General features: G+C 71.2%; 17 protein-coding genes. 3 read left to right on the top strand and 14 right to left on the bottom strand.

All coding sequences use genetic code 11. The annotated features are described in order from the left end of the window. Positions 1 to 4: 4 nt before the first annotated feature. The 5 genes from Q0Z83_RS32980 to Q0Z83_RS32960 are packed head-to-tail and all read right to left on the bottom strand — an operon-like array spanning position 5 to position 4,914. On the bottom strand, positions 5 to 1,105 hold the full coding sequence (locus Q0Z83_RS32980; RefSeq protein WP_317787137.1) for a DegT/DnrJ/EryC1/StrS family aminotransferase: 1,101 nt from the start codon (positions 1,103 to 1,105) through the stop codon (positions 5 to 7). Beyond that, positions 1,102 to 1,767, bottom strand: a complete 666-nt coding sequence (locus Q0Z83_RS32975; protein ID WP_317787136.1) for an acetyltransferase — start codon at positions 1,765 to 1,767, stop codon at positions 1,102 to 1,104. The genes Q0Z83_RS32980 and Q0Z83_RS32975 overlap by 4 nt, the downstream gene beginning before the upstream one ends. Continuing rightward, positions 1,764 to 2,903 carry a DegT/DnrJ/EryC1/StrS family aminotransferase gene (locus Q0Z83_RS32970; RefSeq protein ID WP_317787135.1) on the bottom strand — a complete coding sequence of 380 codons (1,140 nt, stop codon included), beginning with the start codon at positions 2,901 to 2,903 and terminating at the stop codon, positions 1,764 to 1,766. The genes Q0Z83_RS32975 and Q0Z83_RS32970 overlap by 4 nt, the downstream gene beginning before the upstream one ends. Next, positions 2,885 to 3,853 carry an NAD-dependent epimerase/dehydratase family protein gene (locus tag Q0Z83_RS32965; RefSeq protein WP_317787134.1) on the bottom strand — a complete coding sequence of 323 codons (969 nt, stop codon included), beginning with the start codon at positions 3,851 to 3,853 and terminating at the stop codon, positions 2,885 to 2,887. The genes Q0Z83_RS32970 and Q0Z83_RS32965 overlap by 19 nt, the downstream gene beginning before the upstream one ends. Next, entirely contained in the window at positions 3,850 to 4,914 is a 1,065-nt protein-coding gene (locus Q0Z83_RS32960) for a Gfo/Idh/MocA family protein (RefSeq protein WP_317787133.1), read from the bottom strand. The genes Q0Z83_RS32965 and Q0Z83_RS32960 overlap by 4 nt, the downstream gene beginning before the upstream one ends. 300 nt (positions 4,915 to 5,214) lie before the next feature. Here Q0Z83_RS32960 and Q0Z83_RS32955 point away from each other — a divergent pair, with 300 nt between their 5' ends. After that, on the top strand, positions 5,215 to 5,796 hold the full coding sequence (locus Q0Z83_RS32955) for an acyltransferase (protein ID WP_317787132.1): 582 nt from the start codon (positions 5,215 to 5,217) through the stop codon (positions 5,794 to 5,796). Positions 5,797 to 5,974: 178 nt separating this feature from the next. Here Q0Z83_RS32955 and Q0Z83_RS32950 read toward each other — a convergent pair whose 3' ends face one another. The 5 genes from Q0Z83_RS32950 to Q0Z83_RS32930 all read right to left on the bottom strand — a co-directional run bounded on the left by Q0Z83_RS32950 (position 5,975) and on the right by Q0Z83_RS32930 (position 10,303). Further along, positions 5,975 to 6,562, bottom strand: a complete 588-nt coding sequence (locus tag Q0Z83_RS32950) for a GTP-binding protein (RefSeq protein ID WP_378079266.1) — start codon at positions 6,560 to 6,562, stop codon at positions 5,975 to 5,977. Beyond that, on the bottom strand, positions 6,543 to 6,884 hold the full coding sequence (locus Q0Z83_RS32945; RefSeq protein ID WP_317787131.1) for a DUF742 domain-containing protein: 342 nt from the start codon (positions 6,882 to 6,884) through the stop codon (positions 6,543 to 6,545). The genes Q0Z83_RS32950 and Q0Z83_RS32945 overlap by 20 nt, the downstream gene beginning before the upstream one ends. Further along, complete coding sequence (locus tag Q0Z83_RS32940; protein WP_109592918.1) at positions 6,881 to 7,306, bottom strand: roadblock/LC7 domain-containing protein; 426 nt, start codon at positions 7,304 to 7,306, stop codon at positions 6,881 to 6,883. Before Q0Z83_RS32940 ends, Q0Z83_RS32945 begins: the two co-directional genes overlap by 4 nt. Continuing rightward, positions 7,303 to 9,690 carry a sensor histidine kinase gene (locus Q0Z83_RS32935; protein WP_317787130.1) on the bottom strand — a complete coding sequence of 796 codons (2,388 nt, stop codon included), beginning with the start codon at positions 9,688 to 9,690 and terminating at the stop codon, positions 7,303 to 7,305. Before Q0Z83_RS32935 ends, Q0Z83_RS32940 begins: the two co-directional genes overlap by 4 nt. 169 nt (positions 9,691 to 9,859) lie before the next feature. Further along, positions 9,860 to 10,303 carry a MarR family winged helix-turn-helix transcriptional regulator gene (locus Q0Z83_RS32930; RefSeq protein ID WP_317787129.1) on the bottom strand — a complete coding sequence of 148 codons (444 nt, stop codon included), beginning with the start codon at positions 10,301 to 10,303 and terminating at the stop codon, positions 9,860 to 9,862. Positions 10,304 to 10,366: 63 nt separating this feature from the next. Here Q0Z83_RS32930 and Q0Z83_RS32925 point away from each other — a divergent pair, with 63 nt between their 5' ends. Together Q0Z83_RS32925 and Q0Z83_RS32920 are read left to right on the top strand one after the other, a co-directional pair. Further along, the gene (locus Q0Z83_RS32925; protein ID WP_317787128.1) at positions 10,367 to 10,756 is read left to right on the top strand and encodes a PPOX class F420-dependent oxidoreductase; all 390 of its coding nucleotides are present in this window, start codon (positions 10,367 to 10,369) and stop codon (positions 10,754 to 10,756) included. Between the two features lie 194 nt (positions 10,757 to 10,950). Continuing rightward, entirely contained in the window at positions 10,951 to 12,315 is a 1,365-nt protein-coding gene (locus Q0Z83_RS32920; RefSeq protein WP_317787127.1) for a M28 family metallopeptidase, read from the top strand. A 17-nt stretch (positions 12,316 to 12,332) separates the two neighbouring features. Here the strand turns inward: Q0Z83_RS32920 and Q0Z83_RS32915 are convergent, their stop codons facing one another. The 4 genes from Q0Z83_RS32915 to Q0Z83_RS32900 are packed head-to-tail and all read right to left on the bottom strand — an operon-like array spanning position 12,333 to position 16,224. Further along, complete coding sequence (locus tag Q0Z83_RS32915; protein ID WP_317787126.1) at positions 12,333 to 13,193, bottom strand: anchored repeat-type ABC transporter permease subunit; 861 nt, start codon at positions 13,191 to 13,193, stop codon at positions 12,333 to 12,335. Position 13,194: 1 nt separating this feature from the next. Further along, the gene (locus Q0Z83_RS32910; RefSeq protein ID WP_317787125.1) at positions 13,195 to 13,905 is read right to left on the bottom strand and encodes an anchored repeat-type ABC transporter ATP-binding subunit; all 711 of its coding nucleotides are present in this window, start codon (positions 13,903 to 13,905) and stop codon (positions 13,195 to 13,197) included. Beyond that, positions 13,902 to 14,735, bottom strand: a complete 834-nt coding sequence (locus Q0Z83_RS32905) for a choice-of-anchor M domain-containing protein (RefSeq protein ID WP_317787124.1) — start codon at positions 14,733 to 14,735, stop codon at positions 13,902 to 13,904. Before Q0Z83_RS32905 ends, Q0Z83_RS32910 begins: the two co-directional genes overlap by 4 nt. A 13-nt stretch (positions 14,736 to 14,748) precedes the next feature. Continuing rightward, on the bottom strand, positions 14,749 to 16,224 hold the full coding sequence (locus Q0Z83_RS32900; protein ID WP_317787123.1) for an anchored repeat ABC transporter, substrate-binding protein: 1,476 nt from the start codon (positions 16,222 to 16,224) through the stop codon (positions 14,749 to 14,751). Positions 16,225 to 16,231: the final 7 nt, after the last annotated feature.

Genomic DNA, 16,231 nt, shown 5'->3' with positions numbered 1-16,231 from the left:
CTCCTCAGGACGCGCGCAGCGCGTTGGTCAGTTCCTCGGCGACCCGGGCCTGCTGGTCCGCGGTGATCTGCGGGTAGATCGGCAGCGACAGGATCTCCGGCGCGACGGTCTCGGCGTTCGGGAAGGAACCGCCCAGGTCCGCGAAGGCGCCGGTCTTGTGCACCGGGATCGGGTAGTGGATGGCCGCGCCGACACCGGCGGCGTTCAGCTTCGCCAGCACCTCGTCCCGGTTCGGCACCCGGACGCAGTAGATGTGCCACACGGGCACGTTGCCGTCCAGCGTGACCGGGCGGACCACCTGCTCCAGGCCGGACAGCAGCTCGTGGTAGCGGGCGGCGGCGGCGCGGCGCTGCTCGTTCCAGCCGGCCAGGCGGGCCAGCTTGGCGCGCAGCACGACCGCCTGCAGGCCGTCCAGGCGGCTGTTCACGCCGACCAGGTCGTGGTGGTACTTGCGCAGGCCACCGTGGCTGCCCAGGGTGCGGACCGTGGTGGCCCACTCCTCGACGGCGGTGGTCACCGCGCCGGCGTCACCGTAGGCGCCCAGGTTCTTGCCCGGGTAGAAGCTGGTCGCGGCGATCCCGTCGACGCCGGAGCCGAGGCCGTGCCGGGTGGCGCCCTGCGACTGGGCGGCGTCCTCGACGATCACGATGTCTCGGCCCGCGAGACCGGCTTTGAGCTGGTCGACCGGGGCGAGCTGGCCGTACAGGTGGACCGGCGCGATGGCCCGGGTGCGCGGCGTGATCGCGGCGAGCGCGGCGTCCACGTCGATCAGGTAGGTGCTCGGGTCGCAGTCGACCAGCACGACCTGCGCACCGGTCCGGGCGACCGCCTCGGCGGTGGCGATGAACGTGTTCGCCGGCAGGATGACCTCGGTGCCCGGGCCCACGCCGACCGCCTTGAACGCCAGCTCCAGCGCGTCGGTGCCGTTGGCCACCCCGATCGCGTGCGGCAGCCCGGAGAACGCGGCGTACTCGCTCTCGAACGCGGCCACCTCCGCCCCGCCGATGAAGGCCGTGTCGGCGATGATGCGCTTGAAGCCGGCCTCGACCTCCTCGGCCACCTCCGCGTGGGCGGCGGCGAGGTCGACGAGCGGGATGCGGGTCATGAGGACTGCCTTTCCAGGACGGACGGGACGGTCGGGACGTTCTTCAGGAAGCGGGCCGGGCTGCCGGCCCAGATCTCGCCGGTCGGGACGTCGTGCAGGACGACCGAGCCCATGCCGACCAGCGCCCAGGCACCGACCGTGACACCCTCGCGGATCATGGCGCCGGAACCGACGTACGCGCCGGTCTCGAGGATCGCCCCGCCGCCGAGTCGGACCCCGGAGGCGACGGTGGCGTAGGAACCCACCAGGTCGTCGTGGGTGAGCACGACCTGCGGCATGACCGCCACGTGCGCGCCCACCGTCACGTCGGCGGTCAGCACGGTGCCGGCCAGCAGTACGGTGCCCTCGCCGACGGTGCTGCCCGTGCCGATCGACACCGACGGGTGCAGCACCGTGGCGTACCGGGCCGGGTCGAGGCCCAGCCGTTCCACGATCTGCTGCCGGACCGTGAAGTTGCGTGGATTGCCCACGCACACCACGACGTCGGCGTCGAGCCCGGTCACGTGGTCGACCGGGCCGAGGATGGGCAGGCCGGAGCGGACGGTCCCGTGCAGGTCCGGGTTGTCGTCGACGAACCCGAGGACCCGCCGGCCACCCGCGAGAGCGGCCGCGGCCGTCTCCCGGGCGAACCCGCCCGCCCCGACGATGACCAGGTCTCTCACCGGATGGCCAGCTCGCGCAGCACGCCGATGATGTGGTCCTGGTCTGCTTCGGTGAGCTTGTGGTGCAGCGGCAGGATCAGCGACTCGCGCGTGATCCGTTCGGTGACCGGCAGCGGTCCCGGCGTGGCGTCGGCGTAGGCCGGCTCCAGATGCGCCGCCATGATGCCGCGCCGCGCGGACACTCCGCGAGCGGCCAGTTCGGTCAGGACCTCGTCCCGGCTCGCCCGGAAGCCGTCGAGCAGCACCCAGAACGACTGGTAGTTGGTCTGCCCGTAGGCCGGGTCACGGACCGGGACGAGCCCGTCGATGTCCGACAGGAGCTCCTGGTAGCGGGCCGCGAACTGCCGGCGCTGAGCGACCAGCCCGGCGAGTTTGCCCAGCTGCACCAGGCCGACCGCGGCCTGGATGTCGGTCATCCGGTAGTTGTAGGCGGTCTCCAGGTACGCCTCCAGCACCGGCTGCTTCGACGCGTGCCGGTCGGCGGCGGAGACGTTCATGCCGTGCTCACGGAGCCGCTTGAGACGGGTGGCGGCGTCCGCCGAGTCCACCGTCACCATGCCGCCCTCACCGGTGGTGATGAGCTTGCGCGGGTGGAACGACCACGCGGCCACCCGGGCACCGGTGCCGGCCGGTGCGCCGTACGCGGTCGAACCGGCCGCGCACGCGGCGTCCTCGACCAGCCCGATGCCCCAGCCGTCGGTGGCCTTGCGCAGCGCCGCCGTGTCGAACGGCACCCCACCCTGGTGCACCGCGATGACCGCGCGGGTCCGCTCGGTACGCACCGCGTCCACCGTCTCCACGGTGACGTTGCCGGTGGCCAGCTCGACGTCGGCGAAGACCGGGGTGGCACCCACGTAGCGGACCGCGTTGGCGGTGGCGATGAACGACAGCGACGGCACGATGACCTCGTCACCGGGCTTGATGTCGAGCAGCACCAGAGCCAGGTGCAGGCCGGTCGTGCAGGACGACACGGCGACACCGTGCCCGGCGCCGACGGCGGCCGCGAACTCCTGCTCGAACCGCGCCACCCGCGGACCCTGGGCGACCCAGCCGGAGCGGATCGCCTCGGCCGCGGCCTGGGCCTCCTCTTCCCCGAGGTCGGGGATCATCACCGGGATCACTTGGACGACCGCCACCAGTCGACGAGACCCTGCAGGCCCTCGTGCAGGGTGAGCTGCGGCTTCCAGCCGAGCTTCTGCTCCGCCTGGGTGATGTCGGCGAGCCGCCGGGTGACGCCGTTGACCGCGCGGGCCGGGCCGTGCTCCGGGACGAGGTCCGACTTCATCACCGCGCTGAGCGCGGCGGCCAGGTCCTTGAGGCTGGTCTCCTCGCTGGCGGCGATGTTGAAGACCTCGTCGGTGACGTCCGCCTGGGCGGCCAGGATGTTGGCGCGGGCGATGTCCGCCACGTGCACGAAGTCCATGGTGGCCAGGCCGTCGCCGAGGATCAGCGGGGGAGTGCCCGACTCGATGCGCTCCATCCAGCGGATCAGCACCTCGGTGTACAGGCCGTAGATGTCCATCCGCGGGCCGTACACGTTGAAGTAGCGCAGGGCGACGTAGTCCAGGTCCTTCATCGCCTTGAAGCTGCGCAGCGTGGCCTCGTTGAACGCCTTCGCCGCACCGTAGAACGTGTCGTTGTTGTACGGGTGGTGCCGCTCGGTGGTCGGGAACTCCTCGGCCAGGCCGTAGACCGACGCCGACGACGACGCGATGACCTTCTTGACCCCGGCCTCGGCGGCCGCCTCGATCACGTTGAAGGTGCCGTCCACCAGGACCTCGTTGGCGAGCCGGGGCTCCTCCGCGCACTGGGTGATCCGGATCGCCGCCAGGTGGAAGACGAGATCCTTACCCTCGGTGAGCGAGCGGACCAGCTCCCGGTCGCGGATGTCGCCCTCGACCAGGTTGATGTCGCTCTTGTTCGCCAACGCCCAGGCCAGGTTCTCGCGCCGGCCGCGCACGAAGTTGTCGAGCACGACGATCTCCGCGGCCCCGCCCCGGACGAGCTCGTCGACGACGTGCGAGCCGATGGTGCCCGCCCCGCCGGTGACCAGGGCCTTGGTGCCCTCGATCGATACTCCAGTCACGCCGTGTGCCCTTCGTTCAGCTTGATCATGGTGCCGCCCTCGGCGAGGCTACGCGAGGCGGCCTGGAGGATCTCAAGGACCCGAAGTCCCGATCGACCGTCGGTGAGGGCGGGGGTACCGGTCGTGATGGCCCGTGCGTACTCGTCGACCATGGTCCGCAGCGCCTCACGCTCGGTGAGCGCCGGGGAGACCACGTCACCCGAGCGGTACGACACCAGGATGTCCCGCCGCTGCTCGTCGCCGAGCTCGTCCGGGGAGGCCACGTCGACGCCGCGGTCGTAGATGGACAGCCGCTGGCTGGGGTTCAGGTCGTCCCACACCAGGGTCCGTTTCGACCCACCGAAGATCGCGGTGCGTACCTTGACCGGGGAGAGCCAGTTCACGTGGATGTGGGCGATCGCGCCGGTGTTCAGCTGGAGCGTGAGATACGCCACGCAGGCCCGGCCGGCGCCGATGCCGTCGGCCCCGTGCGCGGCGACCGCGACCGGGCGCACCGACGGCGGCAGCACGAAGTCGAGGATCGACAGGTCGTGCGGCGCCAGGTCCCAGATCACGTCGATGTCCCGCTGGACCAGGCCCAGGTTGATCCGTACCGAATCGAGGAAGTGCAGTTCGCCCAGCTCGCCGGCGGCGAGCAGATCGCGGATCCGGAGCACCGCGGGGGTGTAGCAGTAGGTGTGGTCGCACATCAGCGTCAGGCCGCGCTTGTCGGCCTCCTCGACCAGTTTCAGGCCCTCCTCGTGGGTGGCCGCGAGGGGCTTCTCGACCAGCACGTGTTTGCCGGCGCGCAGCGCGGCCATCGCGACCGGCAGGTGCGTGCCGGCCGGTGTGGCGATCGCCACGGCGTCGACCGACGGGTCGGCCAGGACCTCGTCGAGGTCGGCCGAGACTCCGACCGTCGAGTAGCCGCCGAGGACCCGCTGGGCCCGCTCGACGTCGAGGTCACAGAGCCAGCGCAGCCGGAAGTTCGGGCTGCTCTGGAAGTTGCGGACGAGGTTGGGGCCCCAGTAGCCGGCGCCGACGACGGCCACACCGATGGGAGCGGGGAGCGGAGAAGTCACGAGCATCCGTTTCGTCGGAGATTGGGCGGGAACGCGTCCGCGCAGAGTGGACGGACGGTGCCGACGCAGTCCGCCCGGAAAGCTATCGATTCGCCGCAACCGAGCGCCAGTCAGCGAATGGATTTCCGACGTAGCTGCGGGGTCATCGCGTCCCTTCGGCTGATCGGGGTACGCCTGTCGGTCAGCGATCACGCAACCCAACGGTCAGTTCGGCGGAGAACGTCGTCTTGCTGACATCGATTCGGAGTCTCAGCAGCTAGCCTGTGCCCCGATTCTCGCCGATCTTCCGGAAGGCTCCACATGACCGTCAATGTCGCCCCGACCGCCGATGTGGACGAGCGGGCCTCGATCGGCGCCGGCACGCGGATCTGGCATCTCGCCCAGATCCGGGAGAACGCGACGCTCGGCACCGACTGCAACGTGGGCCGTGGCGCGTACGTCGGCCCCGGCGTGGTCATCGGCGACAACGTGAAGCTGCAGAACCACGCGCTCGTCTACGAACCGGCCCGCCTCGGCGACGGCGTCTTCATCGGCCCGGCCGCGGTGCTCACCAACGACGAGTACCCGCGCGCCGTCACCCCCGACGGGCGCCTCAAGACCGGTGACGACTGGACCGCGGTCGGTGTCACCATCGGTGAGGGCGCTGCGATCGGCGCCCGCGCCGTCTGCGTCGCGCCGGTCACCGTCGGCCGGTGGGCCCTGGTCGCCGCAGGCGCGGTGGTCACCAAGGACGTCCCGGACTTCGCCCTGGTGGTGGGGGTTCCGGCGCGCCGGGTCGGCCGGGCCGGCCGACCGTTGGTCGCCAAAGACGGAAACCTCTGGGTCTGCCCCGAGACGTCCGCCGAATACGTCGAGGCGGACGGCACCCTCACCGAGCGTTGATTCGGTACGGCTACGAAGAGCACCGTCCCCTACGCCGCGACGGAGGCGGGAGTCAGGGCCTCCACCGCGACCGCCGGGCGTGTGCGGTGGCCGCGGGACCGGCGTCGACCGGCACTCACCCGCGGCTCACCGCTTCCGCCACCCCGGACGGCTTCGCCGCCCGAAACGCCGGTCGGGGTCACTGGCGGGCCAGGCGGCGGGCCAGGACCCGTTCGGTCAGGGCCACCAGGACGGTCTTCACCGAATCCCGCTGGCGGGCGTCGCACTCCAGCAGCGGCATGCCCTCCGCGACCCCCAGCGCGTCGCGGATCTCGGCCGGGTCGAAGCGGCGGGCGCCCTCGAAGGCGTTGATGCCGATGATGAACGGGATGTCGTGTTCCTCGAAGTAGTCGATCGCCGGGAAGCAGTCCTCGATGCGGCGGGTGTCGACCAGCACGATCGCGCCGAGCGCCCCGTGCACCAGGTCGTCCCAGAGGAACGCGAACCGGTCCTGCCCCGGCGTCCCGAACAGGTAGAGCAACAGCGACTCGTCCAGGGTGATCCGGCCGAAGTCCAGGGCCACCGTCGTGGTGGTCTTCGCGGCCACCGCCGTGGTGTCGTCGACGCCGATCGACCGTTCGGTCATCTCGGCCTCGGTCACCAGCGGCTCGATCTCCGAGATCGCGCCGACGAAGGTGGTCTTGCCCACCCCGAAACCGCCACTGATCACGATCTTGACAGCGACCGGTGACGGGGCCGCCACCGTGCTAGAGCGCCCGAACACGATCCCTGATCCTCTCGATCAACGCGGTGGTCAGCTCACCGGGCATCTCACCGGCCTGCAACAGTCCCTGCGTCATCAGGTCCGCGACGATCACCCGGACCACCCCGAGCGGGGCGCGCAGCGCCGACGACAGGTCGGCCACCGACATCGGCCGCTGGCAGAGCTCGACGATCCGGCGGGCCTCGAACCGCAGCGGCGCGGACAGGGCGGCCGGTGCGGCGTACAACTGGGTCTCGATCCGAAGTCCGTCGTGCAGTGGCTGGGTGCGCCCGCCGGTCAGCATGAACGGGCGCACCACCGGTTCCTCGGCGTCGTGGTCTCTCATCGGGGGAGCTGCTGCCGCGATTCGGCGATCAGGGCCGGGGTCAGCAGGTCGCCGAACCGTTCGGCGAGCATCGAGATCTCGTACCCGACCAGGCCGAGGTCACTGTCGCCGGAGGCCACCACGCCGAGGCAGCTGCCGCCGGGGATCACCGAGATCACCAGGAAGCCGCGCAGCATCTCGATCATGATGAGTTTGAGGCCGTCGAAGTCGTAGCGGCGGGACGCGCTGCGGGCCAGGCTGGCCATGCTGGACACGATCGCCCCGAGCTGGTCGGCCTCGGCCCGGGCCAGCCCGTCGGACGCGGCGATCAGCAGGCCGTCGGAGGAGACGGCCACGGCATCGCGTACGCCGTCGGTCTGATGGACGAAGTTGCCGAGCAGCCAGTTGAACTGATGCCGGTCGGCCTGGGCCTCGACGCTCACGGGATCTCCTCACTGATGAAGCTGGGTTCACGACGACGAGGCAGGCTCGCGCCACCGGGCTCGATGCCGGGCTGGGAAAGGCCGACCGCGTGCCGGCCCATGCCGCTTCCGCGCTGGATACCGGCGCGCAGGGCGGTCAGCCGGTCCCGGACCGCCTCCGGTGACGCGGTGACCGGGACGGTCGGCTCGGCCGCGACCGCGGGAAGCGGCATCGTGGTCTCGGATCGGTTCCGCTGTGCACGGGGGGTGCGCCGACGCAGGCCGTTGACGGTGTGTTCGGCGTGCGGAAGCCCGGCTTCCACGGGCCGGCGTGGTGCGGGTACGGCCGGTTGCTCGTCCAGCACCACGTAGTCGACCTGGAGCGGCTGCGACGGGGGCTCCGGCGGCTGCAGCGACGGGAGTTCGGCCGGTTTCGGGCCGGTGACCGCCGGTACCTCCGGTTTCGCCGGGGGCACACTTCGCAGCGGGGACGGTTTGCGGGCCTCCGGCGGACCGTTCAGGGACGCGGCCGGCGCGGCCAGCATCTCCGCCGGTAGGCAGACCCGGGCGGTCACCCCGGTGACCGGCGACCGGGCCAGCTGCACGCTCACGCCCATCTCGGCGGCCAGCCGGCCGACGACGTAGTGGCCGAGGAACCGGGCCGGCGCGGTGAGGAAGTCGCCCTCGCCCCGCAGTCGCTGGTTGGCGGTCTCCAGCTCCTCCTCGCTCATCCCGACGCCCTGGTCGCAGACCGCGATCAGGTAGCCGTCGTCGACGATCCGCCCGTGCAGTTCCACGTCGAGGTCCGGGGGCGAGAAGGCGAGGCCGTTCTCGATCAGTTCGGCGAGCATGTGGGCCAGGCCGCTCGCGGTCGAGCCGGAGATCATCGCCTCGTCGAGCCGGCGTAGCGACACCCGCCGGTACTCCTCGACCTCGGAGACCGCGGCCCGGATCACGTCGGTCAGCGGCAGCGGCCGGGACCACTGCCGGGGACTGGCCGCGCCGACCAGCACCAGCAGGCTCTCCGCGTTGCGCCGCATGCGGGTGGCCAGGTGGTCCAGTTCGAACAGGTTGGCCAGGCCGGTCGGGCTGGACTCCTCCTGCTCCAGCTTGGTGATGAAGCCGAGCTGGCGACGCAGCAGGTTCTGGTTGCGGCGGCCGAGGTTGGCCAGTGACTCGGCGCCCGCCCGGCGCAACTCGGCCTGCTCGGTGGCCAACGCGTAGGCCGTCGCCTGGACCCGGTCGAACGCGTCGGCCACCAGCCGGACCTCGGAGCTGGCCCGCTCGGCCACCCGCACCGCGCCCGGCGGCCCGGTCGCGTCACCGGAGACCGCCCGCCGCACGGCCTCCGGCAGCCGTTCGCCGGCCAGCCGGTTCGCCTCGTCGGCCAGCGCGGACAGCGGACTGGCGATCGAACGGGCGGCGACGGTGCCCAGGTAGACCGCGATGCCGACGCAGACCAGGACCACCGCGGCGAGCCCGGCGAGCCGCAGGTTCGCTTCGTCGAGCAGCTCCTGAGCGCGTTGCTCCAGACTCGCCCCGATCTGCCGGGCCAGCGCGGACATGTCGTCGAGCACCGGGCCGGTCGAGGTCCACCAGAGTTGCGCGTCGGCGCGGAGCGTCTTGCCGTCACCGGAGCGCAGTGCCCGGTTCTCCAGCTGCTGGGCCCGTTTGGCCGGTCCGCTGGCCAGGAACTGGTCCTTCGCGGCGAGTGCCTGCGGAGTCGCGTACTCCTCGAACTCGGCATAGGCCGCGTCCAGGTCGGCGCGCAGCTGGACGTACCGCAGGAACTCGCCGTCGGCGAATCCGCCCGCTGAGAAGACGCCGTTGAGGAAGGCCCGCTGCCGGGCGGTCGCCTCCTTGGCCAGGTTGAGCATCGCCAGCGACTCGGAGCCCAGGCGCATGGTGGCGTCGGCCGCGTTGTCCAGCGCGAAGTAGACCTCGCCCAGCTCCTCGACGACCTCGTTGTAATCCTCGAAGGTCTCGGTCCGGTCGGCCACGCCGCCGTCCACCTCGCCGCGGATCGAGGCGAGCACCTGCGCCTGTTCCAGGGCCTCACCGACCTGCCCGTCCAGGTCGCCGCGCTGCTCGACGAGCTGTTCCACGGCGGCTCGCTGGGCGTCGACGCGTCGCCGGGCCGGGGTGATCTCGGCGCTGAAGTCCTGATTGCCGGCGAGGAGACCGACGGTGACACCACGTTCGGTCTGGACCTCCTGGGCCAAGGCCTGCACGGCCAGGTCGAGGGCGACGGCATGGCCGGTCCGGGCCGCCAGCCGGTAGGTGGCGAACTCCTCGACCACCACCACGGTGAGTAGCAGCATCATCGCCGCGACCGGCAGCGCCAGCATGCGGACGACGCGGCCGCGGATGGTCCGGCTCCGATCGGTGCGCCCGTCCCGCCCCATCAGGTCTCCTCTGCTCTCGCGACGCGGGACCTCAGCTCTCGCGACGCGGGACAGAATTGACGGACGCAAAGATGGCGGTCAACACCTCTATCGGGCGACAGCACCGCCGCGGGCGCGTCACCTCCGGTTCGACCGGAGCACGTTCGGGACAGGTACTACGAACGAGTGGTCAGGTGGTGAGGGTGGTGATCGCCCGCTCGAGGAGCGCGGTCAGCTGCTCGCGCTCGGTGTCGGTGTAGGCGGCGGCGAGTGACCGCTCGATCCGGACGGCCGCGGCGTCGGCGTCGGCGAGGAGCGCCGCGCCGGCCGGGGTGAGCCGGTTGACGACGACCTTCTGGTGCAGCGGGGACTGGTCGCGCCCGATCAGGCCCTTGGTTTCCAGGTTGGTCAGCACGGTGGCCATCGTCTGCGGGGTGACCAGGGACTCCCGGGCCAGTTGGGCGGCGGACATGCCGTCGCCGGTGGAGAGCAGGAGCAGCGCCGCGTACTGCGGGACGGTCAGGCCGAACTCGCGCAGGGCGGCGGTCTTGCGGGCGATCAGGGCCTGCTCGGCCCGTTTGATGACGAGGCCCAGCCGGTCTTCGAGGCTCAGCCGGTCATCGATCGCGCTCATGACGGCATTCTGCCACGGACCCGGGTTGTCTAAGAACCCTGTTGTATGACAGAGTCCTGTCACATGAGCATCATCCCGGACAGTCACACCGACCTGCTGGAGCGGCCGCTCTTCGGTCACCTCGGCACCGTGCGCGACGACGGCGAGCCGCAGGTCAACCCGATGTGGTTCGCCTTCGACGGCGAGTTCCTGCGGTTCACCAACACGACCACGCGCCGTAAGTACCGCAACGTGGTGGGCGAGCCGCGGATCAGCCTCTCGATCAACGATCCGGAGCAGCCGTACCGCTATCTCGAGGTCCGCGGCACGGTCGAGCGGATCGATCCGGACACCGAGGGTGTGTTCTTCGCCGAGCTCGCCCAGCGGTACCGGCTCGACATCGCCCTCCCGCCCGGCGACGTCGAGCACCGTGTCGTCTACGTGGTCCGCCCGACGGCGGTCAGCTTCCAGTAGTCGGCACGTCCGGCGGACGGCGGGCGGCAGGGGGTGCCTGCCCGCCGTCCGCGCCCGATTCATTGTCCGACGTGGATATCGACCATAGTCTTTCTCTCGCGAGGATCGTCATCCCGACCGGGCTGGGCGATCCCTTTCAGCGAGGGGGAGTCTTGGACACACCAGGCCAGAAATCTTCACTGAGCAGGCGCCGGATGCTGACGGTCGCCCTGGGCGGCGCGGCCGGCGTCGCCCTACCGGCACCCGCGTGGGCGGTCGGCGACCGGCGGCCGGGTGCGGCCGGCCCACCCACCCTGACCGCCGGCGACGAGCGGGTCGCGGCCCGGGTCTCGGCCGAGCGGGCCCTGTGGCACCTGCAGGTGCTGTCGCAGGGCATCGGCCCACGGATCGGCGGCACCCGCTCCGAGCACCGGGCGGCCGACTACCTCTCCGGCGTCCTGGACGGTCTCGGATACGAGGTGACGCGCCAGCCGTTCACCGTGGCCGACAAGTTCCTGGCCCAGCTCGACGCCCACCACGGCCTGCCCCGGGACCTGTGCTGGCAGGCCGGTGCCTCACCGCACGCCGCTCTGGACGTCAAGGTCCGCGGCGACGTCGTGGACGTACACGCCGGTGCCGCCGCCGACTACCCGGAGGACGTGACCGGGAAGATCGTGCTGATCGACTACGTGGCCGCCGACCGGGAGGCCCTGGTCGCCACCGCTGTCGCCAAGGGTGCCTCGGCCGTCGTCCTGCTGCCGATCGACCTGGTCGAGCCGCGCCGGGCCGCCGCGTTCAGCCCCACCCTGCCCGGGTCGGCGACCACCGGTGTGCCGATCCCGGTGGTCGGTGTGGCCCAGGCGCAGAAGCACCGCCTGCGTGACCTGCTGGCCGCCGGCCGACGCCTGCGACTGACCGTGTCGACGGCCGCCCACCGTGGCCTGACCTCGCACAACGTCCTCGCCGAGCGGCGCCGGGCCAGTGCCGACGGGCCGGTCGTGATGGTGAGCGCCCACTACGACACGGTGATCGGCGCGCCCGGGGCCAACGACGACGGCTCCGGTACGGTCCTCTGCCTCGAACTGGCCCGGGTGCTGCGCAAACTGCCCACCCAGGCGAACATCCGGTTCGCGCTGTGGGGTTCCGAGGAACAGGGTCTGCTCGGCTCCCGCTACTACGTGGCGCAACTGCCGCAGGCCGAACGCGACCGGATCGTGGCCGTCTACCAGAACGACATGGTCGCCACCAGCTGGGACCCGGCCACCAGATACTGGCTGCTCTCCTTCACCGGCCTGGCGAACCGGGCCACCGACGAGGTGACCGCCGCCGCGACCCGGCTCGGCTACCAACCCCGGATCTCCCCGGTCACCCTGCGCGGCTCCAGTGACCACCAGTCGTTCCAGGAGGTGGGGATCGCCGCCGCCAACTTCTCCTGGCGCGGTGAGGCGAGCCCGGCCCTGCTGGAGCCGCCGTACCACAGCCCGGAGGACACCATCGCCAAGAACATCAGCCTGGAACGCCTCCAGGTGTCGATGGAGCTGATCGGTTCGGCCGCCTACGCCACCGCCGGTCCGGTGTGACGCCGCGGCGGGAGGGGTCAGGCCCCTCCCGCCGTGACCAGCCGGGGCAGCAGTCCGTGACGCGGCGCGAGTAGCTGGACCAGCAGGAACGCCGCGGTCAGGGTCAGCACGATCGTCCCGCCGGTCGGCAGATCCCACGACCAGGACAGGTAGAGGCCGATCGTCGCGCATCCGGCGCCGATCACCGGCGCCAGCCACATCATCGTCGGCAGCCGGTCGGTCAGCAGCCGGGCGGTGGCCGCCGGGGTGACCAGCAGCGCCAGCACCAGGATGTTGCCGATCGTCTGGACGGCCATCACCACGGCCACCGTGACCAGCACGTACAGGGTGACGTCGAGCCAGAGGACACGGAGCCCGAGAGCCCGGGCCATCTCCCGGTCCAGGGTCACCGCCACGAACTCCTTGTGCAGCAGCAGGGTGGCCAGCAGCACCGCGCCCGTGGCGCCGCCGACCACGTACAGGTCCCGGTCGGGGATGCCGGTGATCGACCCGAAGAGGAACTGCTGCAACGAGCCGGCGTACCCCGGGGCCCGCGAGATGATCACGATGCCGAGGGCGAACGCGGCGACGAAGAAGATCCCGATCACCGAGTCCTCCTTCAGCCGGCGGTTCTGCGCGAACAGGCTCACCAGCAGGGCGGTCACCACTCCGGCGACGGTGCCGCCGAGAACCAGGCTGCCGGAGAACAGGAACGCGATGGCCAGGCCGGGGAAGACCGCGTGCGCGACGGCGTCGCCGATGAACGCCATCCCGCGCAGCACCACGTAGCAGCCGACGACACCGCACATCACCGCGGCCAGGACCGCGATCAGCAGCGCCTTCGGCAGGAACGCCAGGTCCGGATTGAGCAGGTCGGCGAGGAACTGAAGCGGGGACACGTCACACTCCGAGAGCTTTGAGCAGGTGGCTGCCGGGACCGACGGAGAACGTGCGCATCCAGATCTCCGGATCACGGATGTCGGCCGGCGGTCCGGAGGCGATCACCGTGCGGTTGAGCAGGACGAGCCGGTCGCAGGTGTGTACGGCGGCCACCAGATCGTGGGTGGCCATCAGCACCGCGCGGTCCGCCGACAGTTCGGCGAACAGCTCCGACAGGGTCTCCTGGGCGGGCATGTCGAGGCCGGTGAACGGTTCGTCGAGCAGCAGCACCGGCGGTGACAGGACCAGGGCGCGGGCCACCAGAACCCGCTGCCGCTGGCCGCCGGAGAGCTCGCCGACCGGCCGTTTGCGCAGGTCGGCCAGGTGTACCTGATCGAGGGCCCGCCACGCCGCCTGCCAGTGCTCGACCCGGGGCCGCCGGAGCAGGCCGATCCGGCGGACCAGACCGCTGAGCACCGCCTCCTCCACCGAGGCGGGGAAGTCCCAGGTGAACTCGTGACGCTGCGGGACGTAACCGGCGCCGCCGCCGGTCACGGTTCCGGCGCGAAGCGGGACCAGGCCGAGGGCGGCGCGGATCAGGGTGGTCTTGCCGGCGCCGTTCGGGCCGAGCAGGGCGGTGAACTCACCTTTCCGCAGGCGGACCGTGACGTCGCGCAGGACGGGGCGGCCACCCAGGTCGGCGTCGACACCTGTCATCTCCAGGGCGATCACCGGGACTCCTCGGCTCGGCGGCGGGTACGGCGTTGCTGCAGGAGCACTCCGCCGATGGTCAGGACGGCGGCCACGACGCCTATCGCGCCGAGAGGGAACGCGTAGCCCGTACCGGAAAGGGGTGGGGAAACCGACGCGGACGGTGACGGAACGGAGTAGGCGGCGCCGAAGGCGGCCGCCGGATCGGTGGCGTCGCCGACCGCGAACCGCAGGACCGTGTCGGTGGCGGCGGTGGAGCCGTCCGGGAGTTCGGCGGTGACGCCGACCGCCAGCAGATAGACGCCCGGCGCGCCGAACACCCAGTTGGCGTGGGTGTGCGTGTTGCGCTCCACCCAGAGGGGTTGCGGCACGGGCCGCGCCGAACTCCACAGCACCTGCGGCGCGCCGAGGTTGCCGGACTGCAGGAAGACGGTGACCGGGCCCGGACCCTGTACGCCACGGAGAGTCATGGTGATACCCCTACCGGCCGTGGCCAGTACCCCGGGATCCTGCGTGTTCCAGCCGATCCAGACCACACCCGGCCGTTCGGTCTGCGGCACGACATGCACCGTCGAACCCGCCGCCGCACCGAGGAACGCGTAGTTCTCGTCATCGGGAACGACCAGCTCAGCGGTGTCGAGGACACGTAGCACGGTGTCCGCCGGCTCCCGCCACACCGACGGCGCCGCATGGTCGTCGTGGATCTGGATCGTCCACTCGCCGGCACGGACGCGCGGGCCGATGTCGACGTGACCGGTCTCCAGCACGGCACGGCCCGATGCCGACGGCTGGTCCGGGTCGAGCGACGGACCGGGCGACACCACCAGCAGAAGCGCGAGAAGGGTTCTCATGAAAGGGGTTTCCTCAGGTCAGGCAGGTACGGATGGAGTCGGCGTTGAAGCGCATCATCGACACGTAGGAGGTCACCCGGTCGTCGAACGCGTCGCCGTAGATGTCGCAGACCCGTACCCCCAGCCGGCCGGCCACCTCGACGAGCGTGGACGAACGGGCCCGCAGGTTCGGCTCCAGGAAGACCGCCCGGATCCGCAGATTGCGCAGCGTCTCGGTGAGCCGCCGCCGGTCGGCCAGGCTCGCCTCGACGGCCGGGTTGGGGGTGACGAAACCGGCGACCGGGATGTCGTAGGCCTTCGCCAGGTAACCGAACGCGTCGTGGGTGGTCACCAGATAGCGGTCCGACCGCGGGACGGCGTCGATCGCGGCCCGCACATGATCGTCGAGTTCGGTGAGTTCCCGCAGGTAGCGGTCGGTGTTGGCGGAGTAGGCGGCGGCGCCGGCCGGGTCGGCGGCGATCAGCGTGTCCCGGATCAGTTCGGTGTAGGCCTGCGCGTTCCCGACGTCCTGCCACAGATGCGGATCGATCTCGCCGTGCACGTGCCGGCCGAGCACGGCCTGCGGCAGCTGATGGATCCGCGTGCCGGGACGGCCCAGGAAGCGGAACCCCGGACCCGCGGGCACCTCCCGCAACCCCTTGGCCGGGACCTCGATGACGGTACGGTCGAACGCGTCCCGCCGCCCGTCGTCGGAGTAGAGGTACAGCTGTGACCCGTCGACGTCGACCGTGATGTCGGTGTGCCCGTCCCGCAGCACCGCCGCTCCGGGAAGCACGCCGTACGGGTCGACCCCGACCGCGAACGTCACGGTCCCCTCGCCGAGCCGGATCGCCCCACTGTCCGCCCGCAGGCTCAGCCGGTAGACCCCCGGTTCGGTGAACGCCCAGCTCATGTGGGTGTGCGCGTCGGGCGGCAGGTCCATCGCACCGGCCCCGCCGGACACGAACACGGCCGGCTCACCGAACGACCCGGTCAGGTAGGCGATCAGCTCACCCGGCCCGCTGACCCCGGTGACCGACAGCCGCACGTCGGTCGACCGGGTCATCCCGTGCCGCTCCCCCCGGCCCGCGACCCGCAGGCCCAGCCAGATGGTGTCCAGCGAGACGTCCTCGACCAGCGGGATGATCTCGGCGGCGTACTTCGTGGCGCCCTCGGCGAGCGAGATCTGCTCCACCCCGTCCGGCAGGTTCGCGTCCAGCGCCTTGATCACGCTCTGCGCCTCCAGCATCAGGTAGTTGCTGAACGCGACGTCGGCGTAGACGATGTTGCGCACGTCGCGCAGCGTCGGCTCGTAGGCGTGCGCGTCGGCGTTGTCCGGCACGATCGCGTCGACCACCACCCGGTCGCCGCCGACGTTGCGGACCAGGTCGGCGAGGATTCCGGTGGTGGTCACCACCTGCACCCGGCCGTCACCGGCCGACAGGGCCGGCGGCGGCGAACATGCGGTGGTCACGGTGAGCAGGGCCGCTGCGGCGATCAGGCGTTTCATCAGGCTC

Source organism: Actinoplanes sichuanensis, from assembly GCF_033097365.1.
Classification (GTDB): Bacteria; Actinomycetota; Actinomycetes; order Mycobacteriales; family Micromonosporaceae; genus Actinoplanes; species Actinoplanes sichuanensis.
The sequence above is the reverse complement of the archived record's forward strand: the minus strand, read 5'-3'. Positions and strand labels throughout refer to the sequence as shown.